This is a genomic window from Spirosoma knui, from assembly GCF_054780635.1.
Genome location: NZ_BAAGVY010000010.1, coordinates 93,454 through 120,268 on the forward strand (window position 1 = coordinate 93,454; position 26,815 = coordinate 120,268).

The 26,815-nt window shown below is 50.9% G+C and carries 24 protein-coding genes; 8 read left to right on the top strand and 16 right to left on the bottom strand.

Annotation, left to right across the window (positions count from 1 at the left end):
- Nucleotides 1-3: 3 nt before the first annotated feature.
- From ACYVIY_RS19810 to ACYVIY_RS19820, 3 genes are read left to right on the top strand one after another with little or no spacing between them, the layout of a single operon-like run.
- Nucleotides 4-699 (top strand): 2OG-Fe(II) oxygenase, encoded by a 696-nt coding sequence (locus ACYVIY_RS19810; RefSeq protein WP_460978134.1) that lies wholly within the window; start codon nt 4-6, stop codon nt 697-699.
- A complete protein-coding gene (locus ACYVIY_RS19815) occupies nt 696-956 on the top strand; it encodes an Ada metal-binding domain-containing protein (RefSeq protein WP_460978135.1) in 261 nt (86 codons plus the stop codon). The genes ACYVIY_RS19810 and ACYVIY_RS19815 overlap by 4 nt, the downstream gene beginning before the upstream one ends.
- 57 nt (nt 957-1,013) lie before the next feature.
- The gene (locus ACYVIY_RS19820; protein ID WP_460978136.1) at nt 1,014-1,658 is read left to right on the top strand and encodes a Uma2 family endonuclease; all 645 of its coding nucleotides are present in this window, start codon (nt 1,014-1,016) and stop codon (nt 1,656-1,658) included.
- On the opposite strand, the gene ACYVIY_RS19825 is transcribed toward ACYVIY_RS19820, so the two are convergent.
- Entirely contained in the window at nt 1,655-3,154 is a 1,500-nt protein-coding gene (locus ACYVIY_RS19825; protein WP_460978137.1) for an aminotransferase-like domain-containing protein, read from the bottom strand. The genes ACYVIY_RS19820 and ACYVIY_RS19825 overlap by 4 nt on opposite strands.
- Nucleotides 3,155-3,266: 112 nt before the next feature.
- On the opposite strand from ACYVIY_RS19825, the gene ACYVIY_RS19830 reads away from it, so the two are divergent.
- Nucleotides 3,267-3,893, top strand: a complete 627-nt coding sequence (locus ACYVIY_RS19830; protein WP_460978138.1) for a pyridoxamine 5'-phosphate oxidase family protein — start codon at nt 3,267-3,269, stop codon at nt 3,891-3,893.
- A gap of 62 nt (nt 3,894-3,955) precedes the next feature.
- Here the strand turns inward: ACYVIY_RS19830 and ACYVIY_RS19835 are convergent, their stop codons facing one another.
- The 9 genes from ACYVIY_RS19835 to ACYVIY_RS19875 form a co-directional block, all read right to left on the bottom strand.
- The gene (locus ACYVIY_RS19835; protein WP_460978139.1) at nt 3,956-4,684 is read right to left on the bottom strand and encodes a universal stress protein; all 729 of its coding nucleotides are present in this window, start codon (nt 4,682-4,684) and stop codon (nt 3,956-3,958) included.
- Between the two features lie 100 nt (nt 4,685-4,784).
- Nucleotides 4,785-5,741, bottom strand: a complete 957-nt coding sequence (locus ACYVIY_RS19840) for an SPFH domain-containing protein (protein ID WP_460978140.1) — start codon at nt 5,739-5,741, stop codon at nt 4,785-4,787.
- A gap of 95 nt (nt 5,742-5,836) precedes the next feature.
- Nucleotides 5,837-7,018, bottom strand: a complete 1,182-nt coding sequence (locus tag ACYVIY_RS19845) for an MFS transporter (RefSeq protein WP_460978141.1) — start codon at nt 7,016-7,018, stop codon at nt 5,837-5,839.
- A 300-nt stretch (nt 7,019-7,318) separates the two neighbouring features.
- Nucleotides 7,319-7,582, bottom strand: a complete 264-nt coding sequence (locus tag ACYVIY_RS19850; protein WP_460978142.1) for a type II toxin-antitoxin system MqsA family antitoxin — start codon at nt 7,580-7,582, stop codon at nt 7,319-7,321.
- Nucleotides 7,579-7,890 (bottom strand): DUF4258 domain-containing protein, encoded by a 312-nt coding sequence (locus tag ACYVIY_RS19855; protein WP_460978143.1) that lies wholly within the window; start codon nt 7,888-7,890, stop codon nt 7,579-7,581. Before ACYVIY_RS19855 ends, ACYVIY_RS19850 begins: the two co-directional genes overlap by 4 nt.
- 60 nt (nt 7,891-7,950) lie before the next feature.
- Complete coding sequence (polA, locus tag ACYVIY_RS19860) at nt 7,951-11,046, bottom strand: DNA polymerase I (protein WP_460978144.1); 3,096 nt, start codon at nt 11,044-11,046, stop codon at nt 7,951-7,953.
- 276 nt (nt 11,047-11,322) lie between these two features.
- Complete coding sequence (locus ACYVIY_RS19865; protein WP_460978145.1) at nt 11,323-12,327, bottom strand: fasciclin domain-containing protein; 1,005 nt, start codon at nt 12,325-12,327, stop codon at nt 11,323-11,325.
- Between the two features lie 225 nt (nt 12,328-12,552).
- Nucleotides 12,553-13,533 (bottom strand): fasciclin domain-containing protein, encoded by a 981-nt coding sequence (locus ACYVIY_RS19870; RefSeq protein WP_460978146.1) that lies wholly within the window; start codon nt 13,531-13,533, stop codon nt 12,553-12,555.
- A 288-nt stretch (nt 13,534-13,821) separates the two neighbouring features.
- A complete protein-coding gene (locus ACYVIY_RS19875; RefSeq protein ID WP_460978147.1) occupies nt 13,822-14,676 on the bottom strand; it encodes a sterol desaturase family protein in 855 nt (284 codons plus the stop codon).
- A 165-nt stretch (nt 14,677-14,841) separates the two neighbouring features.
- On the opposite strand from ACYVIY_RS19875, the gene ACYVIY_RS19880 reads away from it, so the two are divergent.
- Nucleotides 14,842-15,357, top strand: coding sequence for an acyl-CoA thioesterase (locus ACYVIY_RS19880; RefSeq protein WP_460978148.1), 516 nt, complete (start codon nt 14,842-14,844; stop codon nt 15,355-15,357).
- A 24-nt stretch (nt 15,358-15,381) separates the two neighbouring features.
- On the opposite strand, the gene ACYVIY_RS19885 is transcribed toward ACYVIY_RS19880, so the two are convergent.
- The 4 genes from ACYVIY_RS19885 to ACYVIY_RS19900 all read right to left on the bottom strand — a co-directional run bounded on the left by ACYVIY_RS19885 (nt 15,382) and on the right by ACYVIY_RS19900 (nt 17,937).
- The gene (locus ACYVIY_RS19885) at nt 15,382-16,329 is read right to left on the bottom strand and encodes a polysaccharide deacetylase family protein (RefSeq protein WP_460978149.1); all 948 of its coding nucleotides are present in this window, start codon (nt 16,327-16,329) and stop codon (nt 15,382-15,384) included.
- 165 nt (nt 16,330-16,494) lie between these two features.
- Nucleotides 16,495-16,923: a nuclear transport factor 2 family protein gene (locus ACYVIY_RS19890; RefSeq protein WP_460978150.1), complete on the bottom strand. Its 429-nt coding sequence runs from the start codon at nt 16,921-16,923 to the stop codon at nt 16,495-16,497.
- A gap of 93 nt (nt 16,924-17,016) precedes the next feature.
- Nucleotides 17,017-17,265 (bottom strand): hypothetical protein, encoded by a 249-nt coding sequence (locus ACYVIY_RS19895; RefSeq protein WP_460978151.1) that lies wholly within the window; start codon nt 17,263-17,265, stop codon nt 17,017-17,019.
- A 174-nt stretch (nt 17,266-17,439) separates the two neighbouring features.
- On the bottom strand, nt 17,440-17,937 hold the full coding sequence (locus tag ACYVIY_RS19900) for a hypothetical protein (protein ID WP_460978152.1): 498 nt from the start codon (nt 17,935-17,937) through the stop codon (nt 17,440-17,442).
- 490 nt (nt 17,938-18,427) lie between these two features.
- Here ACYVIY_RS19900 and dnaE point away from each other — a divergent pair, with 490 nt between their 5' ends.
- The gene (gene dnaE, locus ACYVIY_RS19905; RefSeq protein ID WP_460978153.1) at nt 18,428-22,063 is read left to right on the top strand and encodes a DNA polymerase III subunit alpha; all 3,636 of its coding nucleotides are present in this window, start codon (nt 18,428-18,430) and stop codon (nt 22,061-22,063) included.
- A 72-nt stretch (nt 22,064-22,135) separates the two neighbouring features.
- The gene (trxA, locus tag ACYVIY_RS19910) at nt 22,136-22,480 is read left to right on the top strand and encodes a thioredoxin (RefSeq protein ID WP_460978154.1); all 345 of its coding nucleotides are present in this window, start codon (nt 22,136-22,138) and stop codon (nt 22,478-22,480) included.
- 90 nt (nt 22,481-22,570) lie between these two features.
- Here trxA and ACYVIY_RS19915 read toward each other — a convergent pair whose 3' ends face one another.
- Complete coding sequence (locus ACYVIY_RS19915) at nt 22,571-24,352, bottom strand: pyruvate dehydrogenase complex dihydrolipoamide acetyltransferase (protein ID WP_460978155.1); 1,782 nt, start codon at nt 24,350-24,352, stop codon at nt 22,571-22,573.
- Between the two features lie 235 nt (nt 24,353-24,587).
- On the bottom strand, nt 24,588-25,784 hold the full coding sequence (locus ACYVIY_RS19920) for a class I SAM-dependent rRNA methyltransferase (protein WP_460978156.1): 1,197 nt from the start codon (nt 25,782-25,784) through the stop codon (nt 24,588-24,590).
- Nucleotides 25,785-25,941: 157 nt separating this feature from the next.
- On the opposite strand from ACYVIY_RS19920, the gene ACYVIY_RS19925 reads away from it, so the two are divergent.
- A complete protein-coding gene (locus ACYVIY_RS19925; RefSeq protein ID WP_460978157.1) occupies nt 25,942-26,793 on the top strand; it encodes a sugar phosphate isomerase/epimerase family protein in 852 nt (283 codons plus the stop codon).
- The last annotated feature ends 22 nt before the right edge of the window (nt 26,794-26,815 follow it).

Below are 26,815 nucleotides of genomic sequence, written 5' to 3' on the forward strand. Positions count from 1 at the left end.
GCTATGAAGTTTTCACAACCAGACTGGCCCGGCTATCAATCGGTCTTATCCGAAACCGGCTTTGTGCTCCTGCCACCGCTCCTATCCCCTCAGGGCTGTCAGGAACTGGCGGCTCTGTTCGATACGCCGGGCCTGTATCGAAAAACGATTGTCATGCAAAAGCACGGCTACGGCAGTGGTGAGTACAAATACTTCAGCTATCCCCTACCGCCCGTTGTTGATACGTTGCGGCATGATTTGTTTCGCTATTTGGTTCCGGTCGCTACTGATTGGAACGAGCGGCTCGGCATTGAGCAACGGTATCCCGTTGACCTCGACACCTGGCTGGCTACTTGTCACGCAGCAGGCCAAGCGCGCCCAACTCCGCTGATTTTGCGCTATCGGGAAGGCGATTGGAATGCGCTGCACCAAGATCTGTACGGAACGTTTTATTTCCCGTTTCAGGCCGTTTTGTTTCTGAGTCAACCCAGACAGGACTACACGGGCGGTGAATTTGTCCTGGTTGAACAGCGTCCCCGGATGCAGTCGAAAGCGACGGTGTTACAACCCGAGCAGGGGCAGCTATTGGTGTTTACCACCAAATACAGACCTGCCAAGGGAGCACGAGGGTATTATCGGATGCAGATGCGGCATGGGGTAAGCGAAGTTCGTAGCGGTACCCGCGTAAACCTTGGGCTTATTTTTCACGACGCGGCATGATTCGTCACACCGATTTGGGTGCAACATCGTTCGCCCGGCTCCGCACCTTAGCCTCGCTAATTTCTTCCCGAGTCATTACGTTGGGCGGCAACCGGCCCGGCAAAATTTACGGACGACTGGATTGTCGGGCGGGCAAACGCATGAATCCCAAAAACAGAGTGTTTTTCCAAAACGAAGCTGAAGCAATTAAGCAAGGTTTCCGTCCGTGTGCCATCTGTTTGCCAGATGCTTACCGGGCCAGGCGCGAAAGCCACTGAACCGTTTGCCATTGCCGTTTTTTTACGGTAAACTTGTTAATCACAACTGACACTTTTATGACGGCCATTGCTGAAACGAAACGCCGACGAACCGGCCGTTTGTCGACCCGCAACATTCCCTCCGCGCTCATTTATGAGATGTGGCAGGGTAAGCCCGTGTATTACCGAGGCTATCGGGACGTATTAGCCGGAAAGAAAACTATCGAAGAAGTTATGTCATGTTCCGATTTACAGGGGGTACTTGTATCGTTGTTAAATGGCCATTTATTCAGCGCCATCAACCGCAAAAAATACCTATTGGCAACGAATGAAATCGGACTGCATCTTGCCTTAAACGATAACTTAGGCAATGACGTCGTCATCTTCGAGAAAGAAAAGCTAGGTAAGCTCAAAGGCAAATACTTCGATATCGCACCAAAGGTTGTCATTGAAGTGGATATTAAAGCAGACACGGCCGAATTTGAGAACGGAGCCGATGGCTACGTCATGCAGAAGGCCCTGAAACTGCTCGACTTTGGCGTTGAAAAAGTGCTCTGGATCATCACCAGTATGCAGCGGGTGTATGTCATTGACCGTAACGACCCGACCTGGCACATTGTCGACTGGGGTCAAACCATTGCCGTTGTAGACGATTGTGCCGTTGTAGACGATTGCACATTGAACATTAAGCAGCTACTCGACGACGAGGAACTCACCTATTAACGCCGGATTAATTTCCTGAGCACAGCTACTGCCTGCTCCAGTTCGTCCTCCGTACTCGATGCGAAACCGAGCCGCGTACCATTGATTCGCCGACTAGGCGGGTTGTGAGAAACCCCGCTCGACAAGAAAAGCCCGGCTCGTCCGGCATCTTCGGCCACCTGCTCCAGATCAATCGCCGGATCGAACACCGCCCAGACGGCCATACCCCCATCAGGCTTTTCAAATTGTACACTGTCTGATAGCTCATTGCTAAGCAACGCGCAGAAATGATCGCGCCGATGATGATACGTCCGCAGTGCCTTGCGAAAATGCCGTTTCAGGTCGCCAGTTTTAAAGAGTTGCCCAATAGCAAATTCCAGCATGGGATCACCCTGTCGGTCGATAATGCGCCGGTGACGGGCCAGTTCATCAATCAGCGTGGTTGGCGCTACTACGTAACCAATCCGAAAGGCGGGAGCTACGGACTTGGTCAACGATCCGACGTAAACGACCATACCGTGATCGTCGGCACTTGCCAGGGGTAAGATAGGCCGACTCAGGTAGTGAAAATCATAATCGTAATCATCTTCCAGGATCACAAACCCATACTGCTCGGCCAGGTGCAATAACTGCACACGCCGATCGGCCCGTAACGTAACCGTAGTTGGATAGTGATGATGCGGGGTCACAAATACCATGCGAACGGACTCCCGACTGCACAGTTCAGCCAGGGCAGCTACATCAATACCATACTGATCGACCGGTAGAGTACGTATCGCTGCGCCAGCGTTAAGAAAATTCATGGTTGCCCCGGCCCAGGTAGTTTCGCCGGTAACTACTACGTCGCCCGGCCGCAGTAACACCTGACAGCTGAGGTGCATCCCCATGATACTACCCCGCGTAATAAGTACGTTATCGGGTATAGTTCGTAAGCCACGGGTTTCGTTGAGATGTTGAGACAGCTGTTCCCGCAACAACGGATGCCCTTTGGTATCGCTGTAGCCAAAGTGTTCCTGCGGATTTCCCCACCGAAAATAGGATCGGTACGCCCGGCTCAACTCGGCCATCGGAGCCAGCCGCAAATCGGGGAAACCATCGTCCAGCCGCAGGCCACTCTGGTTTGTCAGAACTGGACGAGCCAGGAACGGACGAGATTCAAACGTGTAGCCCGACGTTTCGTTAGGTCGACGTAGCAGCCCCGAATCTTCCAGAGCCTGCTGGGTGCGGTCCTGCGTCCGAAATCCCTGCGGGCGGGCTTCCTGACTATGCGAAGCCACGTACGTTCCGCTCCCTCTACGGCTCTCTAACCACCCCTGCGCCATTGCCTCGTCATAGGCAGCAACAATCGTCTGCCGGTGCAGATTGAGTAGTTCGGCTAACTGCCGTGTACCGGGTAACCGTTGACCGGCGGTTAGGGTGCCTGCTCGGATCAACTGCCCGATTTGTTCACTGATCTGGACAAAAACCGGCGTAGCCGATGACTTCTTGATTTGCAGTAGTGACTTGAATGGCAACACAACCGGACTAGTCTATATCTGAAAAGTGGACGATTTGAACCAGCCGGTAAGATACGACATTTGTCATCATCTTATTCACTCACCATCAAGACGGGCCAGGCCCACAATACGCATGTCATCGACACGTACCACCCCAAGCCGCTTAGCTAAGCGCACGCACTACGACGAAGCCAGTATTTATTCCATTCTAGACGAGGCTATGTTCTGTACCGTCAGTTACGCCATTGACGGTCAACCCATGGCGATTCCGACCGCCTTCGCTCGTAAAGAAGACAAAATCTATATCCACGGTTCGGTAGGCAGCCATTTTATCCGTCAGATTGAGCAGGGCAGCTCCGTTTGCATCAGCGTGATGCTGGCGGATGGGCTAGTGCTGGCAAAGTCCGCGTTCAGTCACTCGGTAAATTATCGGTCAGTTGTCATTTTCGCGAACGCAGAGAAGGTGACGGATGAAACCGAGCGAATGGATGCCTTGGAATTTATCACCGACAAATTGATTCCTGGTCGCTGGGCCGATCTTCGTCCAACTACGGCTAGTGAGATGCGCAAAACCACCGTACTCGCTTTTTCGCTGGCCGAAGCGTCCGCTAAAGTCCGTACGGGCGGCCCAAACGATGAGCCAGAAGATCTTGAACTACCAACATGGGCGGGCGTAATTCCTCTTCAGACCACCCGGCTGGCTCCCGTTCCGGCTCAGTACAATCAGGAAACGCCGTTACCATCGTATCTGGCAGTTTAGTTTTATTGAGGAACACCAATTAACGAACAAGGCCAGCTACGTAGCTGGCCTTGTTCGTGTAATTAAGCAGGTTTATGATAAATCAGCACCGGCACCGACGACTTTTCGACCAGGGCCGCCGTTCGATTCGGGTGCAGAAGTTTATCAAGAAAGCCCGGCTCCGGATACAGTTCCATAACGATCAGATCGGCATGCGCGTTGTCAATCTGATCGTCGGTCAGTACGGATAATTCAGCATCAAACGCGTTGACCAGCGAATCCGTTTGAGCCGTTACGTCACTCCGGGTAGTGCGTGGCTGCATAGCATAGGCAATGGTCCGTACCTGAGCCGGGCGAATGGCTCCGCCCTCGGGGCTTGTCGGCACAACCAACACCGGACAGAGCGCGTCGCTGGCCACATCACTTACCGCACTACCGGCTAGCCGATCGAAGAACGTACTTAGATCGCTACGTCCCATGATGATTAAGTCAGCGACATACTCCTTAGCAGCGTCAAGAATTTCGTTCTCCGTGCCCCCTGCCCGCCACTCGGTCTGTACCGACAGTCCTTCGGCCTGTAACGTAGCGGCTAATTCGTTAAGTCGACGGCGGCTTATATCTTCCACCTCGCGCGAAGCCGCAATGCCCATACCCGGATCACCCAGTGTTGGCAATGTCGAATCGGGCACCATTGGCTGATAGACGTGCAGCAACGTAATGGTAGCGCCAGTTTTACGCGCAAAGAGTCGCACCCAGTCGAGTGCTGCATTGGTATTGGTAGAGAAATCTGTGGGGAAAAGCAAGTTTGTCATATGCGAGTGAACAGGTGTTTAGAAGCATCAACAAACAAAACGCCGAATCGTCCCGCCCGCCCCCCAAATTTGTTTGGTTTACCCGTATCCAGACCAGTGATCAGGCAGTGGCGGGTATAATACGTCCGTTGCCGTTAGTACCACCCGTATTCATTTTTTCCACCGCCAGCAATTGCCGCATCGTTTTCTCCATACCTTCCGTCGAGCCATCGAGGAAAATGACGTTTCCCTGCCCATTCTCGGCGAAGTGCTTGATGGCCTCCGTCCAGATGGAGAACAGAATCAATGAAGCATCCAGGTTGGCTTCGGTCATCACTTTGGCCGACTCCGCCATACCTTTCGCCACCTCTTCGCGGAATAAAGCGACGCCCTGACCACGTAATTGTGACGCCGTTTTCTCCGCTTCAGCCGATATTTTAATGGCATTCCCCTCCGCTTCGGCCGATTTCGTTTTCGTAATCAGCAGGGCCTGACCCTCATTTTCGGCAGCCGCCCGCAGGTTTGAAGACGCAACCACCTGAGCCATCGAGCGCATTATCACTTCGTCGAATGCAATGTCGTTCAGTTGGAGATCGGTCAAGTGGTATCCCCAGCTTTCCAGCAACGTATCGAGTTGGGATTTTACGTGTTCGATGATCTCGGAACGTAACGCCAAAATTTCGGATTGCCGCTTGGTGGCCACAAAACTCCGGATCGAACCTTCGATGGTCCGGATGAGCGCCTGCATGAACGAGGCTTCGTCGATGAACTTAAACGCTACGTTCTTGATGGTTTCCTCGCCCTGATTCAGCACCGAGTACACCAGCATGGCTTTGAAGTTGACATTTGCCTGATCGGCTGTAATCGCCTGAAAGGCCAGTTCAACGGACCGGTTCTGGATAGAGATTCGCCGGTAAACGACTTCAATGAATGGAATTTTGAAGTTCAGTCCCGGTCCCATCACGCGGGTATATTTTCCGAAAATGGTGATAACGGCAACCGTTCCCTGTTGAACGACAACAACAGACAGGTAGATAATAATGATTGCCAGTAACGCGAAAATACTGAATAACGTCATTAGGATAAGGGGTTAAAAACAACAGGATTCTATACCAAGGTACAGAATCCTGTTGAACTAGCTGCCAATTAGTGTCTAATCGGTCGTTTGTTGCGTTAAGCCGCCATCTCGAAACGCACCGATTCACGGCGCACATTTCGTTGCCGGAGATATATTGCCGTAGCCAGCAGGAATCCGGCAAAGGCCATAATCGCACCCACCCACTGGGGCGATGCATAGCCGAGTCCGGCCGCAATGGGTAATCCACCAAAATACGCGCCCAACGCGTTACCGATGTTGAAGCCAGCCTGCGTAACCGACGAAGCCAGCATTTCGGAGCCGTTAGCCGCGCGAATCATCAGGATCTGGATAGGCGCACCCAGCGAAAACGCGATAGCGCCCGTCACGAATGTCATCGCCAGCAAGGGTATCTTAAACGGAGATACTACGTAAACGATCAGCAGACTCGCCACCATGAGCGCCAGAAACAGCATAGTCGCTTTAATGGGCGATACCTTGTCGGCCACCCGCCCCGAGATCAGATTGCCAACGGCCATACCCATGCCCGCCAGCACCAAAATCCAGGTAATCTGGCTGGGCTGAAAATGCGCTACTTCTGTTAGCAAAGGAGCGATGTAGCTGAACCAGGCGAACAAGCCGCCGGTACCAATTGCAGTGATACCCAGAATAAGCCAGGGCTCCGCGAAGGTGAACAGTTTCAGATCTTTACGAAGATTCGATTCACCCACCACCGGCATTTCAGGCAACAGTTTATGAATGCAGAACATCGTACTTAACCCAACAACGGCTATGAGAACGAAGGTTATCCGCCAGCTCAGAACATGCCCAATGTAGGTTCCCAGCGGCACGCCAATGATGTTAGCAATAGTTAATCCCGCGAACATCATTGAAATGGCCTGCGCTTCTTTACCGCGTCCCGCCAGCCGACTGGCCACCACCGCGCCTACGCCAAAGAAAGCGCCATGCGGTAAGCCCGACAGCAATCGGGTGATCATCATGATCGGGTAGTTCGGTGCAAAGGCCGAAAGTGCATTACAGAAGGTAAACATGGCCATCAAGGCCAGTAAAATCTTCTTGGGCGGGTAGTTACCCGCAACGCCTACCAGCAAAGGAGCCCCCAGTACAACCCCTACAGCATACGATGAGATCAAATGACCCGCTTCCGGAATACTGACATGCAGCGTCTGGGCCAGATCGGGCAGAATACCCATCATCACGAACTCGGTCATGCCAATGCCGAAGCCGCCCATCGTCAGCGGCAACAGATTCTTTTTCATACGGAGTGTACTAAATGTAAACAGTCAGTACAACCGCACTGACCCAGAGCCGCCCTATACAGGTCCGACTCTAGGATAAATGCAAAAAATCTGGATTCGTTTCCGGGTCTACGAATGTTCTAATAAGTTAGTCCATCCGTGCAATTAGAGGCATTCCGTTTGATCACTAGCGCAAAAACTGCCAGAAGCCGTTTCCCTCACATTTATAACGGAATGCAAAGAAAACGGCTTCTGGATCGCCAGCTTTACGATCTTCCTCTACGCCTTGTTGGCTCAAGGGTATTGGTTTTTAACGAACGATCAACCTGCCTGTTTCAAAATATCCCAACTTTCAAATGGAACCGATACTTGCTTGACAGGGGGTTGACCATCTTGGTAAATTGCATTAAAGCGGTTCTCAATTTGCTTTAACGTCTGGATGTCGTAATATTTCTCTCCACAGTACGAACAAACGAGTGCGGGTACATTATCAACTACCATCAACGATCCATTCCTTTGATAAATGTATTGAGTTGACAGCTGTTTAAATTCTTCATTCCCGCAAAAACTACATTTATCAGTCATAGTCTATTTCGTTTAAACGGCGTTATGAACTTAGGAGGTGTCGGAATGTAAACTGTAATAACAATTACTCTATCTAGCTTACGGCCGACTACAATGTGAATTGGTTTACCTGTGGTAGTAAAGCCAGCTACTAAACAACACGGACCACGACCAGTATCTTCATATTGTTCAAGGATGATTCCATTCCGAATAGCCTCTTCCACTTCATCAAGCGTTAAGTTATCCGCTAATCGTTCCCTGTCACCGTGAGCAGAATATAAATACTTCTGTTCATCAATGCATTGCTTGATCCAACTAAGTTCTATCATAGAAGAGTTACGGGGCCAGCAAAGCTAAGCAAAAAGTTTCCGTGATCACCAGGATCAGTCTCAGTGCGCCAGCAGCCAGTTTTCACCAATACCGATGCCGGTTTCCATTTGCACGGCCATTGGAATTGCGTTCTTCATAATGTGGTTCACATGCTCGCGAAGATGATCGATTTCATCCCGATGCGCGTCGAATACCAATTCATCATGCACGGTCAGAATCATTTTCGACTTTAGATGCTCCCGCTGCATAAAGTCATGAATCTGAATCATGGCGATTTTGAGCATATCGGCCGCACTGCCCTGAATCGGCGCATTGATGGCGTTCCGCTCGGCAAACATCCGGTCGGTCATGTTCCGCGAGTTAATGTCGCGCAGATACCGACGTCGGCCCAGAATCGTTTCGGCGTAACCAAATCCGCGCGCTTTTTCAATACTCTGGTCCATGAACGCTTTTACCGCCGGGAACTCCACGAAATATTCTTCGATAATCTGAGAGGCTTCTTTGCGCGGAATCTTCAGGCGCTGCGCCAGTCCAAACGAAGAAATACCGTAAATGATACCGAAATTGATCGTTTTAGCTTTCCGGCGCATATCCCCCGTTACCTCACTGATCGGTACGTGGAAGACCTTGCTTGCCGTCTGCGTATGAATGTCAACGCCGTTATTAAAGGCGTCGAGCATGGTTTGGTCACCACTGAACGCGGCCATAATCCGAAGCTCGATCTGCGAATAGTCGGCAGACATAATCAGAAACTCCGGCCCGCGCGGCACAAACGCTTTCCGTATTTCCTGACCGCGGGGCGTCCGGATCGGGATGTTCTGCAAGTTCGGATTCGCCGACGACAATCGTCCGGTCGACGCTACTGCCTGGTTGAACGACGTATGGATACGGCCGGTACGTTTACTGATTAGCAGCGGCAAAGCATCGACATACGTATTCTTCAGCTTAATCAACTCCCGGTAATCGAGAATCTTGCGGGCAATTTCGTGCTCTTCTTCCAGCTTCGACAGGATCTCTTCACCCGTAGCGTACTGACCAGTACGTGTCTTTTTAGCGTTCTTGTCGAGCTTGAGTTTGTCGAACAGAATTTCGCCGAGCTTCTTAGGCGAACCAATATTGAACGACTCCCCGGCGATCTCGAATACCTCCTGCTGCACCAGCCGCATATCGGTTTCCAGCGTTGCCGAAAGCTCCGCCAGGGCGTTGACATCAATCGTGATTCCTTCTAGTTCGAGGTCAGTCAACACCTGCACCAGCGGCATTTCAACCTGATCGAATAGTTTATGGAGATTATCTTTTTCGAGCCGGGGCGAAAACGCTTCCTTTAGCTGCAACGTAATGTCGGCATCCTCACCGGCATACTCAACTACCTTCTGGACATCAACATCGCGCATCGTCAGTTGCCCTTTTCCCTTCTTCCCAATCAAGGCTTCAATTTCAACCGGTTGGTAATTGAGGTACGTCATGGCCATCATATCCATATTATGGCGCATTTCCGGCTCAATCAGGTAGTGTGCAATCATGGTGTCGAACAACTTACCCTGCACCTCCACACCATACTTTTTGAGCATCAGCAGGTCATACTTCAGATTCTGTCCAATTTTTTCAATGGCCGGATTCTCAAATACGGGTTTGAACTGATCAACAATCGCCTGCGCTTCGGCACGATCGGCGGGAACGGGTACGTAGAACGCTTCGCCTTTGCGGTATGAAAATGAAAGGCCCACCAGATCAGCCTCAACGGGGTCAATGGCCGTCGTTTCGGAATCGAAACAAATGCTGGTTTGCAGATTCAGGTAATGTACCAGACTCGCCCGGAGTTCTGGCGTATCGACCAGCCGATAATCGTGCTTTACGGAATGAATCGTTTTGCGTCGTTCAGGCTGATGCTCGTCAATCTCGTAGTCTGGGTATACGTCCAGATAGGCCGGTTGATCAGCCGACGATTGAGTAACCTCGGCACCGGGCGCATCTTCTATCGCAGCCGTATCGGTTACCGCCTTCGGCGTCGCATCGGTAGCCGACGCGGCTGGCGCGGCAACTTTAGTCCGTTTCGCCCTGGTTTTAGCCGGAGGCTCAGATGGGGCGGCAGGCGCTGCAGGCGTATCGTCAGCGCTAAAATCGAATGGCAGATCATCAGCCCCCGACGGATTGACGGCGCTCATGTTCGGGAACGGCAAGAAGGCTGGCTGATCGTCGCCCGGTGAATCGAACAAATCCATCTGCGCCGGAGCGTTAGTTTTAAACGCCGTTGGCAACGGTTTTTCGTCGTAGTTGCCCCCCAGCAGCCGGGTTTTCATCTGCCGAAACTCTAACTCATCCAGCAGCGCAGCCAGGCGGGGTTTATCGTATTCGGTATGCCGCAGCCGGTTTTCGTCAAAATCAACCGGTACGTCCAGATGAATGGTCGCCAGTTGTTTCGACAGTAAGCCTTGCTGACCATAGTTCACTACGTTCTCTTTTAGCTTGCCTTTCAACTGGTCGGCGTTCGCAATCAGGTTCTCCACGGATCCGAAATCGGCAATGAGCTTCTGCGCCGTCTTTTCGCCAATACCCGGTATGCCGGGAATGTTATCGACCGAATCGCCTACTAGTCCGAGCATGTCGGTTACCTGCTCAATACGTTCGATCTGCCACCGCTCCAGCACTTCGGCAATGCCCAGCTTCTCGGCGGGTTTGCCCATAAACGCCGGTTTGTAAATGTGCACATGCTCTTCGACCAACTGTCCGTAGTCCTTATCGGGCGTCATCATGTACACTTCAAAATCTGCCAGGGCCGCTTTTTTGGCAATTGTTCCGATAATGTCGTCGGCTTCGTACCCGTCCATGATCAGGATCGGGATGTGCATGGCCTCAATAATCTGCTTGATGTAGGGCGTAGCTACGCTGATATCTTCCGGTTGTTTCTGGCGGGTAGCTTTATACATCGGAAACTGCTCGTGCCGGAACGTCTTTTTGGATGAATCGAAGGCAACGCCGAGGTGGGTAGGTTTTTCTTTGGTGAGTACCTCGATCATGGCGTTCATGAAGCCGAAAATGGCTGAGGTATTTACGCCACGTGATGAAATGCGGGGCGATTTGCTAAAGGCAAAGTGAGCGCGGTAAATCAGGGCTAGCGCGTCTAACAAAAAGAGTTTTTTCTGTGGTTTGGCCATTCGATAATGATCACTAAGATGTCCCTTTCCGGCCGATCGGCAGGGTTTGCCAAAGGTCGGTAAACAGACGAATACTACAAAAATAGAACGGTTAAAGGTGAGTTTTGATTCAGATATATGGCGGCTAACTCATAAAACTAAACAGAGATTGAACCTGTTTCGAGGACACTGTTAAGCTTCTGAAATTAAGCCTTTCAGCTATGCAACGGCTGTAAATAAAACGAACCGCTTTATTGAAAGCGGTTCGTTTTTGTGGATTCTATAAGTAGGATCAATCTAGGGCAATAGCACCCGATCAATCTTGTGAATAACCCCGTTCGTGGCACTAATATCAGCGGCTACTACGTTCGACGCAGCGCCATTATTGCCTCGTCCGGTCAAGGTTACTGCATTGTTAGCTCCTACATTGGCCGTTACCGAGCCTCCCTGGAAGGTTGTGATAGCCGCTCCGTTGGTCAGCGTTGGCGAATAGGCCCGAACACCCGGCACTACGTGGTATGTCAGAATACTGGTCAGGGTAGCTGGCGGAGCTGCCTGGAGAGCTGCAGCGGACCCAAATCCTGCTGCCCGGAAGGCCGCATTGGTGGGCGCAAACACGGTTAAGGCAGTAGAACCACTCAGTGCTGACGTTACTGCAGTGCCCCCTAATTGAGCAGCGGCAGCCAGTAAGCTCAGCGACGTATCGGCAGCCACAACCTGTAGAATATTACCGGCCGGTGGCATCAGCACCCGATCAATCAGGTGAATAACTCCATTGGTAGACTGCTGGTCAGCCACAACAACGCGCGCGTTGTTTACCGAGATACCCGTTGTTGCCGACCCAGATGTACCAGATGTAGAAGCGGCTTTACTGATGTACAGCGTACCGTTACTCGTTAGCGACGACTGCTGTGCCGTTTGACCAGCGGCAATAGCCGACGAATTTATGGCCGTGCCATTGATAATATGGTACGAGAGAATTTGCTGAAGCGTAGCCGCCGGCGTCCGATTGATAGCGGCTGTGTCGGGGAAACCGGCAGCCCGGAACGCATCATCCGTTGGCGCAAAGATGGTGAATGGCCCTGCCCCGTTGAGCGTTGTAGCCAGCCCCGCCCGATTGACGGCGGCTTCAAAAAAGTTTAACTGTTTGTTCGAAATTACCGATAAACCAATGTTTTGTGGTGGGGGTACGTCTGGATTATCTTCGTCCCAGCAGGCGGATACCGTCATCGTTACGGCGACGGCTAGGATCACTAACAAAGGCACTCTACGCCAGGCGCTGTCGTGTCGTTTGGTGTACATAATTAGTTAATAAGCTAGTTAGTTGGGATACTTCGTGTACGCGATTTAATTCGGCCACTATCTGGCAAACGAATTACTCCATATTTTGTTTAAGCTGCTTTGCGTTAACCGCCGTGTTCAACCGCTTATGGCTATGTAAGCTATCTTTTGTAACACAACAAAGCCATCCCCAATGAGTGAGATGGCTTTGTTGTTCACGGGTAATGTATGTTGATGAAGTTTTAATTATGGCAGCAATACCCGGTCAATCTTGTGAATGACCCCGTTGGTGGCGTTGATGTCGGCGGTTGTTACGTTCGCTGCGTTTGTACCGTTTCCGCGGCTTAGTAAGGTTATAGCGTTGTTGCTGCCTACCGTTGCCGTTACAGACCCTCCGGCGGTAGTGATTGGTCCGCTCACAACGGTTGGCGAATACGCCCGGGCATTGGCAATCACATGGTTGGTTAGTACGCTGGTCAGACGAGCCGTATTCACCGTATCAATAACGGCTCTGGTGAAGCCAATTGCACGGAAAGCTGCGTTCGTTGGGGCAAGCACCGTTACTGGTGTTGTTCCACCCAGCGCTGACGTTACAGCAGTTCCACCACGCAGGGCAGCCGCCACCAGTAAGCTCAGTGACGTATCAGCCTGCGCCACCTGTAAAATGTTTCCTCTGGCTGGCATCAGTACCCGGTCAATGACATGAATAACCCCATTACTCGCCTGCCCATCGGCAGCTATAACACGGGCACCATTCACCGATATACCAGATCCACCCGATGCTGACGTTGAAGCAGCTCTAGTGATATACAACGTACCGTTCGTGCTGAGCGACGTTGGTTGAGCTGTTTGGCCAGCCGTAATTCCAGATGCAGGAATGGCCGTTCCACTAATCACATGGTATTGCAAAATGCGCCGAAGCGTGGTATCAGGTGCCGCATTAATAGCCGCTACGTCAGCAAAACCAGCCGCCCGGAATGCATCGTCGGATGGCGCAAAAACGGTAAAGGGACCAGGCTGGCTCAACGTAGTACCAAGTTGGGCCCTGGCCACTGCCGCTTCCAGCAGTGTGAATCGGTCGCCTGCCGTAACGAGTTCGTTTATTGTTTGAAGCTGCGGAGTATTGTTGTTGTCGTCATCGTTATTACACGCGGAGAGCGCAAATGTGCCAGCAATGACTAAAGTGGCTAGTCCGGCCCATCTTTGGCCAACTGATGCTTTTTTCATAAGTTGTAATATTTATGTTAATTAAGTGAAACCGAGTAGGCCTGCATCTGTCTACTCGGTTTTGCAAACACGATGTTCACAGTTTTGTTTAATACATTTTCTTTTTTATTAAACAGTCTGGCATTTTACCCAAATTTCCCTACCGGATATTTAACCAATTTCCAGTACCTCCAAAGCAACCGGTGTTCGTAACAAAGCGTCATCGTTTGAAAAAACGGTTCGCCTTTAAACTAAACAAGGGGACTACCTTATTGAAAAGCAGTCCCCTTGTAATGACGTGTTAAGCCCTTAAACGGTCGTTACCTGATCCGGTTTCTTAGTATCTCCGACTGGTGGACGGTATTTCTGGAACGGAATCTTCAGCAGATTGCCAACGTGCGAGTGTTCGTGCGGCTCTGGATGCGTATCAATCCCATAGTGCAAATCTTTACCGGCCATCTCGTGATACGTTCCAAAGAGCCGGTCCCAGTACGGAAAAATATTCCCGTAATTAGTATTTGTAACGGGCAATACATGATGATGGTGCACATGGTGCATATTGGGCGTAACAATGACCAGTCCCAGCAGACGATCAGCCCAGCGGGGTAACTCGATGTTCGCATGGTTGAACTGAGAGAGCCCGACCGACAAAGCCTGGTACATGAATACCAGCCACATAGGCGCGCCGGTTAGGAGTACAGCCAGCGTTGTAAAGGCAAACCGAATTACACTTTCGCCGGGGTGATGCCGATTGGCCGTTGTCGTGTCGACATACGTATCGGTATGATGAATCAAATGAAACCGCCAAAGAAATTTCACCTGATGCTCCGTCCAGTGCGCCAACCAGGCACCGATCAAATCCAGCGCCAATAAGCCAATTACAGCTTCTATCCAAAGCGGCCAGTTCACCCATTGCAGTAAACCAACGTGATTGCGAACGGCCCAATCGCTGGTTTGCAGAAGAATAAACGCCAGAGCAAAATTGACAATAATGGTCGTTAGGGTGAAAAAGATATTGATGCCCGCGTGGTGAAACTTCCGGTATTCGAATCGAAATAGAGGAACTGCACTTTCGATCAGCCAGAAAATAGTGATGCCGCCGACCAGAATGAGGCTCCTGTGCAGCGATGGAATATGTTCGAAGTAATCGACGATACGCTCCATACGTTTTACCCTATTTTATATGCTTATTCTACAAATATAAACAGCACCGACATAGTGTTTGGTTTGCCTGTTTGAAAAAACCGTCGTTGGTTTGCAACTGAATCCGGGTACGGCCCAATAGGGTAACCGGTACATTTCAGTTAACGGCTCAATACGAAATTATAAATGCCCCAACCCAAACACGCCCGAGAGTCCATAACGGTTATGACCGAAATGGTACTTCCTAACGATACGAATACGCTGAACAACCTGATGGGCGGCCGTTTATTACACTTCATGGATATTGCCGCGGCCATTGCCGCTCAGAAACATTCGAACCGCATTGTCGTGACGGCCTCTGTCGACAACGTATCGTTCGCCGAACCCATCCGACTGGGCAATATCGTGACTATGAAAGCGCAGGTAACCCGCGCGTTCAGTTCGTCGATGGAAGTGTTTATTGAAGTATGGGCAGAAGATATTCCGGCGGGCGTTCGGGTGAGCACGAACAGTGCGTTCTACACCTTTGTGGCCGTGGACCAGAGCGGCCGACCGATTGAAGTACCGGCGGTTATTCCAGAAACCGATGAAGAAAAAGACCGCTACGAAAGTGCGCTACGTCGGCGGCAGCTTCGCCTGGTCCTCGCTGGTCGGATGAACGCCCAAGACGCCACCGAATTGCGAGAGTATCTGAAAGTTTAGTGTGTTGTACTGTCATTTGCCAGGTCACTCTTGGTCTATCTGACTGTAATTAATGAGTTGAATGCCATTTTGAGCAATTAACGCTCGAATGCGTGGGTGCGTCCAGAGGTCAGTAACGCCTTGCCGGTCGGCGGCTACGTTTTCATACCCCTTATGGCGAAAGGCCCGTGCTTCGGGTGTGTCCAGGCCTGGATGCTCGATAAATATATAGGTCTTACCTGGCTTCAGTTTCGCCAGCATTTTTTCAAAACTGCCGAGCTTCTCAGCCAGCGTCGAATGAGCGCCCGCAAAACCGACAAATCTCACGCCTTTAGCCCGAAGACTATCGTCTGAATGTTCCAGGTTATATTCCTTGCACAATCGGCTGACTAACGCTTTGACTTCTTTGTTCATGCTCGTGCAATACATGTGCCCCGAAACGTGACTGATTTGCGGAATGTGCTTTTGCGCCACTTCGATCTGCGCCCTAAACTCTTTTTCAATGTCGGCGAGTTGCCAGTTGTTCTCCACGAGCGATTGCTTCGGGTAATGTATATTCGGCTGGACCATCGGATAAAAATACCCGTTTGCATCCTGCAGGCTGGGGCAATCGCTTATGGGTCGCCACTTCAAATTTTCCCACTCGCTGGTCAGCGTTAAGTGGATACCCACATCCGCCGTTGGGATTTTAGCCAGCATGGCTACGGCTTCCGGAAACCAGGGTGGAGGCACCATCACTTCGATTGACGTTTCGATCCCTTCCTCAAAACAGCGCACGATGGCTTCGTTAGCCGAGTGAGACGAACCCATATCATCGCCACGTACAATCAGACGTGGGGGTCTGGGCTCCTGATCGGTGGATTTATCCCCGTGCCGCTTAGCCCGCTCCTCTCTCCAGGAAGCTGCGTTTTCGATATACTGCTGGAGTAGATTTAGAAATCCTACTATATAGGTATAGTAACCTACTATGAATACGTGCAGTATTCTCTTCATGTTGTGCAATCAGTATTACGTCAACTTAAGCGAATCAGATGGAACAGCCTGCGGAGAGCAGGTACTAGCCAATGAATTTCCCCATGAAAATAGGCCATGCAAAATGGATACCATCATCACGATAGTCTCTCATTCTGCATGGCCCATTATTGTCTTTATCTGTCCCTATTGAGTTACTCGTAGCGACTGCCAGGCGACCAACTGCCATTGACCGCTTTTTTTCACGTACACATCCGTGTAGCGAAGTTTGAATTCGGTAGGCTGGTTATTGTTGTTCATTTTCACCTGCACAACTCCGTTCACAACCGCCGTGTTGCCATACAGCCGCACTTTCTGTTCCTGTGGCTGAAGACCCATATAATTCGATTTCCCCTCGACGATTGCCTGAATAAACGCTTGCTTGCCGTCCGTATTGCCATTGGAGTGGGTGTACATCAGATCATCGGCCAGGACTTTGTTCATTACCGCCTGATCTTTGTTTACCTGGGCGTCAAAGCGTTGTTTTTCAACGTCCAGCACCGCTTTTTCGTCGCCACTCTGGGCGCGGACAAGCTGAACAAACAAGAGAAGGCAAAGTGTTAGGAAAGATTTCATAATAACTTACGATTGTTAGGGCCGTCAGGCAACGTAGTGAACTGATTTGAATGATACAGAATACGTTCCTGGAAAGATGAATTCCAACGAATTCTACCGCTTTGCCGCAATCGACTCGACAATCGCCTGATAGACCAGCCCTTTAAACTTATCGTTCAGATCGCCGTAATTGTTCGGCGCTTTCCGGGTATACAACAGCGCGACGATGCCTTCTTTTAGGTCCACCCAATACGTAGTGCCGAAGGCTTTGTTGTAGACGATGCTACCATTCCGGGCCACGAGCACGCCAATGCCTGCCTGACGTCCACGCGCAATATAGTGTTGCAAACGGGCCGTACTCATACCGAGGAATTCGGCCGAAGCTTCTTTTAGTACGTCCTGAACGAGGGCTAACTTATTACGTCCTGCTGACCAGCGGTCGACTGGGCGGTAGCGGGCAAAAAATAACCGGCCATCAAGCCGGTTAAAATAAACAGTTTCATGAAAATCGGGAATTAGGAACCAGCGCTAAGATAGCTATTTCTTCGTACCCGTAATAGACCCGTATTTGGCGTATTTTACGCCCCCCCGTAGTCCCTGTGCGGTTGTCGATATAGCAATCTGCGTTTTGTCGAATGCGCCGGTAGCGGTGTAGGTAGCGTCAATTTTCGTGTTGTTTATACTAATCTGATCCTGCGTTTTGTCGATGATGGTAAAATTGGTACCGTCGCTCAACTCAGCCGTTAATCGTTCTTTTGTCGTGTTGTTGAACAGGATGTCCAGATATAGCTGTCTGGCCACTGTGCTTTTCGATACGGTGATGGCTGCGGTACCACTTTCGGGGTCGAGGCCGTCGCCGTCCGCGATTCGAATTGTAGCCTGATAACCGCCCTCATACGCCCCAACATACTGATCGCGGGGATCAACGTCGGGATCAGAACCACCCGATTTTTTACAGGCCGTAGTCAACGAACCAACGACAAGCAGAGCAACAAGCAGATTACGGAGCGATTGAGCGGCAGGACGAGTAGCCATATTGAATTGAAGATGGGTTAAGTTCTATATTGTCTATCAAACGCCGTGCCGGGTTTGCCAAGTATACACGTACCGGAAAAGTCATAATAAGACTGTTCATAAACGAACTCCTATTCCAGGCAGTAGTAGATTTTTGAACTTGCGGTGTTAGTCAAGTTTATCACTCTTCCACCCAAACATATAAAATGGAAAATCAAAACCGTCCCAATATTTTCACGTACGCACAAGTGAGTTGTCGCAAGATGGGTTTATCTGCTGACTAACATGCTTCGACGATGCCGAACAGCAGGCCGACCCTATAACATTGAATGAACAGACCTAGCTCCAAGTTAAACAACGAGTCTGAAGAGCCAAGATAAAGTGGATTCAGAATCTTCGCCGAATTGATTTACCATCAAGCCATTACAAATTCCTTTTAAAATTTCCGGTTATACGCTTACACTTTACCCATCAGGATGGGCTATTTTTAAGCCAGTAAACCGCGTAACGTATGCAATTCTCTCACCTCCACACGCACACCCAATACTCGTTGCTTGACGGGCAGGCCGACATCAAGAAGCTGATTAAGAAGGCTAAAGGTGATAACATGCCCGCCGTCGCCATTACCGACCACGGCAATATGTTCGGTGTATTTGAGTTTGTAGCTGAGGCCAGTAAACAGGGCATTAAACCCATTGTGGGCTGCGAGTTTTACGTCGTCGACGATCACCACAAAAAGCAGTTCACCAAAGAACAGAAAGACATTCGGTACCACCAGCTGCTACTGGCCAAGAACCCAACGGGCTATAAGAACCTAACGAAGCTTTGTTCGCTGGGTTATATGGAAGGGCTGTATGGCAAGTACCCGCGCGTTACGAAAGAGTTGATTGATAAGTACAAGGAAGGGCTTATCGCCACGACCTGCTGCATCGGCGCCATCGTCCCGAAAACCATTCTCAAAAAAGGCGAAGAAGCCGGGGAAGCCGAGTTCAAATGGTGGCTCGACCGGTTTGGCGACGATTATTACGTTGAGCTACAGCGCCACGAGATTCCCGACCAGATCAAAGCCAACGAGGTGTTGGTCAAGTTTGCCAGGAAACATAACGTCAAGATCATTGCGTCGAACGATTCGCACTACGTCGACCGCGATGACTGGGTAGCCCACGACATTCTGCTGTGCGTGAACACCGGCGAAAAGCAGAGCACGCCGTCGATGAAGGAGTTCAACGACGAGGAAGCCATGCCCAAAAACACGCGCTTCGCCTTCTTCTCGGATCAGTTCTATTTCAAGAACACCCAGGAGATGACGACGCTGTTTCACGACATGCCGCAGGCCATCGACAACACCAACGAAATCGTTGATAAGGTCGAAACGCTGAAGCTCAAGCGTGATATTCTGCTACCAAATTTTCCGATTCCGCAGGAGTTTCAGCTGCACGCCGACGACGTAGCGAACCAGTGGGAATACCTCAAACACCTGACCTATGAAGGCGCTCGAAAACGCTACGGCGAAATCGAGAGCCACGTACAGGAGCGCCTTGACTTCGAGCTATTTACCATTAAGACAATGGGTTTCGCGGGGTACTTCCTCATCGTGGCCGATTTCATCAAAGCCGGTCGCGATCTGGGCGTAATGGTTGGTCCTGGACGCGGTTCAGCCGCCGGAAGTGCCGTAGCTTACTGCATTGGAATCACCAACATTGACCCCATCAAATACGACTTACTGTTCGAGCGGTTCCTGAACCCCGACCGAAAGTCAATGCCCGATATCGATACTGACTTCGATGATGAAGGCCGTCAGCGGGTGATTGACTACGTCGTGCAGAAATACGGCAAACAGCAGGTTGCGGCTATCGTTACGTATGGTACCATGGCGGCTAAGTCAGCCATCAAGGACGTATCCCGCGTGATGGATTTGCCGCTCAACGACGCCAACGCGCTAGCGAAGCTTGTTCCTGACAAGCCGACGTACAACATGACGCTCCGGCGCATCTTCGAAGATCCGATTGAAGGGCCGGGTGGGCTGTCGAATTTGATTCAGCCTGAAGAAGTTGAGAACGTAAAGCGGATGCGGGCGCTTGAATCAGGCGACCAGAATGTAGGGCGGGCGATGAAGTTGATCGACACCGAGAAGGTACAGAACGTACTTCAGCAAGCGCGTCGATTAGAAGGAACAGTACGTAACACGGGCGTTCACGCGGCCGGAATTATCATTGCTCCTGATGATCTGTCGAACATCGTACCAGTCTCTACCTCGAAAGATACCAACCTCATCATTACCCAGTACGAGGGTAAAGTAATCGAGGATGCGGGCGTTATCAAGATGGACTTTCTGGGGTTGCGCAACCTCACCATTATTAAGGAATGCCTCCGGCTTATCAAGCAAAACTACGGTGGCTTCCTTGTTAACGGCGTCGAAACCGATATCGACGATATTCCGCTCGACGACCCCAAAGCGTACGAACTCTTCCAGCGGGGTGAAACGAACGCGATTTTCCAGTTCGAATCCGATGGCATGAAAAAGCACATGAAGGACCTGAAGCCTGACCGCTTCGAGGACCTCATTGCGATGAACGCCCTCTATCGCCCCGGCCCGATTGCCTATATCCCAAACTACATTGCCCGTAAACACGGCCGCGAAGAAGTTAAGTATGACCTGCCTGAGATGGAGGAATACCTGGCCGATACGTATGGCATTACCGTGTATCAGGAGCAGTTGATGCTGCTTTCGCAGAAGCTCGGCAACTTCACGAAAGGTGACGCCGACGTCTTGCGGAAGGCGATGGGTAAAAAGCAGAAAGACGTTCTCGACAAGATGAAAGGTAAGTTCATGGACGGTTGTGCCGCCAATGGACTTAACCTGAAAATCTGCGAAAAAGTCTGGACCGACTGGGAAGCCTTTGCCAGTTACGCCTTCAACAAATCGCACTCCACCTGTTACGCGTTCGTAGCGTATCAGACGGCCTACTTAAAGACATACTATCCGTCTGAGTACATGGCGGCCGTCCTGACGAGCTGCTTAGGTAACATCGAAAAAATTACGTTCTTCCTCGAAGAGTGTAAAAACCTGGGTATTCCGGTACTTGGCCCCGACGTGAACGAATCGGAACGCGTGTTTGGTGTAAACCAGAAAGGTGAGATCCGCTTTGGTCTGGGTGGTATCAAAGGGGCGGGCGACGCAGCCGTAGAAGCCATTATTGAAGAGCGCCAGGCAGGTGGCTTCTATAAAGATATTTTTGACTTTGCGATCCGGGTAAACCTTCGGACGGTAAACAAGAAAACCTGGGAATCGCTGGCCTATGCTGGTGCCTTTGATAGCATTGATGAATACCACCGGGCGCAGTATTTTGAAATGGCCGATGGTGATACGTCACCGTTTCTAGATAAGGTAATCCGCTATGGTAACAATTACCACGCTGAAAAAGCGGCTGCCCAGCAGTCGTTGTTCGGCGCGATGATGGGTGGTGAACCGATGCTTGCACGGCCTAAACCGCCAACCGTACCTGAATGGAACCAGATTGAAAAGCTCAAAAATGAGAAAGATGTAGTCGGCTTTTACATTACCGGTCACCCACTAGATGAGTTCAAGCTCGAATTAGAAGGTTTCTGCAACTGTACCCTCGACAGAATCTACGAGGTAAAAACGCCTGAAATCAAAGTGGCAGGTATCGTTTCCTCGTTGCAGACGAAGGTAGCTAAGAACGGTAACCCGTTCTGTATCTTCAAAATCGAAGACTACAGTACGTCGATTGAACTGGCGCTCTTCGGTGATGATTACGTCCGGCTGGGTCAGTACGTTGAGGTGGGTCGATTCCTGCACATCACGGGGAAAACGCAAAACCGCTGGAATTCCGACCAGCTCGAATTCAAACCCGTCACCATTCGGTTGCTATCGGAAATGCGCGAGAAGTTTTGCAAGGAACTACGCGTGTCGTTAACGCTCGATGCTTTGAACGCCCAGTTCGTGGCAAAAATCAATGAGCTGGTCAATGCGCACCCCGGCACCTGTACGCTGTCACTGAACGTCGTAGACCCGAATGAACGTATCGAAGTCAGCTTACAATCCAGAACGTTAAAGATTTTCCCGGCTAACACGCTCCTACGGGCGCTGGAAGCAATGGACGGTGTAACGTGTAAGGTCGCGTAATTTCGGAACTAATCGGCGTGTATTCGGTTTATGAGGGAGAAACAAGTTCAACTCAATAAACAGATTTCACTCATGGCAGCAGGATCACTTGCCGTAGAAGCGACCGACGCGAATTTCGAAGATCTTATAAATTCAGATAAGCCGGTTTTAGTAGATTTTTGGGCCGAATGGTGTGGTCCTTGTAAAATGATTGGACCAGTTGTTGAACAGCTGGCCAGCGATTACGACGGAAAAGCCATCGTTGCCAAAATGGATGTTGACCAAAACGCTCAGGTGCCCGCTAAGTTTGGCATCCGCAGCATTCCAACCCTGATGGTCTTCAAAAACGGCCAGTTAGTGGATAAAGTAATTGGTGCGGTTCCCCGCAACGTACTGGAGCAAAAGCTTCAGGCCGCCATGGAGCCAGCCGCGCTCTAATTTTAGAGGAGTAAATAAAGAAGGGAGGATAAGAGAAAGGAAGTATAAACTTCATCTCTTATCCTCCCTTCTTTATTTACTCTATTTTGTTTAGACCAACATCCGCATCGGATTTTCCAGCAACTCTTTAAACGTTTGCAAGAAAGCAGCTCCCGTAGCTCCGTCAACAACACGGTGGTCGCAGGAGAGTGTAACTTTCATTACGTTCGTTGGCTTAGCCACCGGAACGCCGGCCGCATCTCCTTCAAACTTAACGCTTTGTTTGATAGCGCCAATCGCCATGATGCAGGCATCCGGTGGGTTGATGATGGCCGTGAACTCATCAATGCCGAACATACCCAGGTTCGAGATTGAGAACGTACTGCCTTCCCAGTCTTTTGGTTGCAGCTTCTTTTCTTTCGCCTTGCCGGCCATTTCTTTCACCTCACCCGAGATCGTCGACAGCGTTTTCTGATCCGCATTCCGAACAACCGGTACGAGCAAGCCTTCGTCGACCGCAACGGCAACGCCGATGTTGACATACTTGTATTTCCGGATCTTGTCACCCAGCCACGACGAGTTGACATTCGGGTGTTGTTTGAGCGCTAACGCAGCCGCTTTGATCACAAAATCATTAAACGACACCTTCACCGGGCTCACACCATTTACGGTGCCGCGCAGCTCCATCGCCTTATCCATGTTGATCTCCATGGTCAGGTAGAAGTGCGGAGCTGTAAACATGCTTTCGCTTAGTCGACGAGCAATGGTTTTGCGCATCTGGCTAACCGGGATGTCCTCATATTCTCCCCCAACGGAAGTTGCTTGGGCCTGGGGCGCTGGCGCTTGAGCCGGAGCCTGCTTTTGCTCGGCAGCCGGTTGCGACACGGGCTGAGCAGCTGGTTGCGGCTGAGTAGCTGGTTTGGCCGACGGCACAAACGACTCAACATCGCTCTTCACGATACGTCCCTCTGGGCCAGAGCCGTGTACCTGCGCCAGGTTAATCCCTTTTTCTTCGGCAATCCGTTTCGCCAATGGTGACGCTTTCACGCGACCATTTGAGCCCGCTTCTTCGTCTTTTTCTCCGCCATAAGAAAGATCCGTTGCAGCATTGGCAGGAACATTGGCCTGCGGATTCTGCTGAGCCGTTGCATTTCCACCATCGCCCGAGGCAGCCGGTTGAGCCGGTGCACCAGCCCCACCATCGAGCAGCACTTTAAAGTTGGCACCTTTCTCGCCGACAACCGCAATGATGTCGTCGACAGCTACCGACGAGCCTTCTTTCACACCAACATAAAGCAGGGTGCCTTCTTCGTAGGCCTCCAGGTCCATAGTGGCTTTGTCGGTTTCGACCTCGGCCAGAATATCACCCGACTTAACGGTATCGCCTTCTTTTTTATGCCAGGCGACAATCGTACCCTCGGTCATGGTATCACTCATCTTCGGCATCCGGATGATGGAGGCATTTACGCTCTCTGCCGGAGCTGCCGATACCGCTTGTTTATCGGGCAGATTCGTGGCTACTTCACCAGCGGTACCACCACTGGGAGCGGGTGCCTCACCGGATGGAGCAGTCGGTTGAGGTGCTTCAGCCGCCGGAGCTGCTGCTTCCTGACTCCCACCGCTGGCGCCGTTGAGCAACGCTTTATAATCTTCGCCATCCGCGCCGATAACCGCTAAAACACCGTCTACAGGCACTGACGCTCCTTTTTCTACCCCGATGTACAGCAGCGTACCTTCTTCGTAGGCCTCCAGATCCATGGTGGCTTTATCGGTTTCGACTTCGGCTAGTACGTCGCCACTTTTCACTTTATCGCCCACCTTTTTGTGCCACTCTGCAATGACCCCTTCGGTCATGGTGTCGCTCATCTTGGGCATTCTAATTAATTCAGCCATATGCAGCTATGTATGTATCGAGTTATACAAGAGATAGGTTTGGGCGTTGCTGATTCCCCGGTGGCGCGTTGTCATCGGAGGAAATGGGCAGAACAACCGGCCAAAATTAGCGCAAACCAACCAAGATTGTATCAGTTGCTCCTGTTTTCTATTGAGGGAGGAGAGAAAGAGAATGGGGAAGAGAGGGTTTATTTGTAGGCATTCTCCCTTTTACCCCCTTCTTCCCTCATTCCATTTATTCCACCCATAACACCAACCCTTTGAGGTAGCCTCCTTCCGGATGGAAAAGGCTGACCGGGTGGTCAGCGGGCTGGCTGAGGTGATGTAAAACGCGCACCTGCCGACCAGCTTCGATGGCAGCCGCGACGATAGTGTTGTAAAACAACTCCCGATCAACCACCTGAGAGCAGGAGAACGTAAACAGAATCCCTCCTTTTGCCACCCGACGCAGCCCTTCGGCATTCAAACGTTTGTATCCCTGCACCGCCCGATGCCGCGCAGATAAGCTTTTCGCATAGGCGGGCGGATCAAGCACAACTACATCGTACTGGTGATCATGTGCTTTCAGATACTGCATAACATCTTGGGCATAAGCCTCATGGTTACCGTCCTCAGTCCCAAAGTTAGCCTCTACGTTGCGGGTTGTTAAGTCGATTGCCTTCTGCGATACGTCTACCGAATGAACCTGACTAGCGCCAGCTTTAAGTGCATAGACTGAGAAACCGCCCGAATAACAGAACGCATTCAGGACCCGTTTGTCATGCGCGTACTGCGCCAGTAAGGCCCGATTATCGCGCTGATCCAGGAAAAAACCGGTTTTTTGTCCCGTTATCCAATCGACCAGAAACGTACTGCCATTCTCCTGCACGGGATGCGGCACGGGCGTTCGTCCGTACAGGTAGCCGTTTATGACTGTAGCACCATACTTGTCGGGTAACGTTTCGGCGCTTTTGTCGTATACGGCCTGGAGTTCGTCGCCGAAAACCGCCTTAAGCGCTTCGGTGATAAACTGACGCTCGCGGTGCATACCGATCGAGTGGGCCTGCAAAACCGCTACGCCATTGTACATATCGATAATCAAACCCGTACAGCCGTCCCCTTCGCCATGAACCAGTCGGTAGCAGTTCGTCTGACCCGTAACAATCGCCTGTCGGATACTCCGAATGTGTGTTAGCTTTTGGGTCCAGTACGGCAAATCGGGCGTAACGGGGCCACCTGCCGTAGCGGCAAACGAAAAGATACGTACCGCAATGCTTCCGTCGTGATAATGCCCCGTGGCGAGGTACTCTCCTTTTCGGTCAAACACTTCAACTACATCACCGTCGTCCAGATTCCCTTCGTACCGACCGATCGCTCGCGAAAAAACCCATGGGTGAAACCGCCGGACGGCTTCATCGCGTCCGGCCTGTAGATATAACTTAGAGAATGTCATTCGTTCCTGATAAAGAAGGCAAAGATACAACGACCATCTTTGCCGCAAGAGGTCTTTTTCGGACTCTCTTTGTTTCGGCCCTCTCGACAAAAAAAGTAGGGTAATTGCGTAGAAATAAGCGGCCTTTGCGTTTTATTGCTGCAAACCTATAGCAATCATGCAACGACGCAACTTTTTAAAACAGTCCGGCCTCTTAACGGCTGGTGCTTTTACGCTTAGTCAAACCGATTTACTTGCCAGTGCACCCGCTAAGCTCATAAACCCATTCGGTGTTCAGTTATACAGCGTTCGCGACGTACTGCCCAACGATCCCAAAGGTATTATGACTCAGTTGGCTCAGATGGGCTATAAGCAGTTTGAGAGTTACAGCGGCCCGAAAGGATTTCTGTGGGGGCTGGAGCCTAAGGAAATGAAATCGTTCCTCGACGGTCTGGGCGTTAAAATGATCAGTACGCACTTCGACATGAACAAGGACCTGGACAAGAGCATCGATATGGCGAAAGAAGTTGGCCTGAGCTATTTACTATGCCCATACATTGGCCCGCAGAAATCGTTTGACGACTGGAAAAAAGTGGCCGATAAGCTAAATACCGTTGGCGAACAGGTTCGTAAAGGTGGCCTGAAGTTCGGGTATCACAACCACGACTACTCGTTTAAACCTCTCGATGGCAAACTTCCGCAGGAGTATTTACTGGCGAACACGGACCCTAACAACGTGATGTTTGAGCTGGATCTGTGCTGGATCGACGTAGCAGGTGTCGATACCGTAGCCCACCTGAAACAATACGGCAAACGCTACGAACTGTGTCACATTAAAGATTACAAAAAAGTAAACGGCAAGCCCGTGCAGAATGACTTGGGCAAAGGCGACGTTGATTTCAAAAAGACGTTACGTGTGGCGATGGACAGCGGCATCAAGTATTTCATTGTTGAACAGGAAGAATACCCACAGGCCGTAATGACCAGTATGAAAAACGATGCAGAATACATGAAAACCCTGACGGTTTAATCAGCATTGGTTACTCCTACAT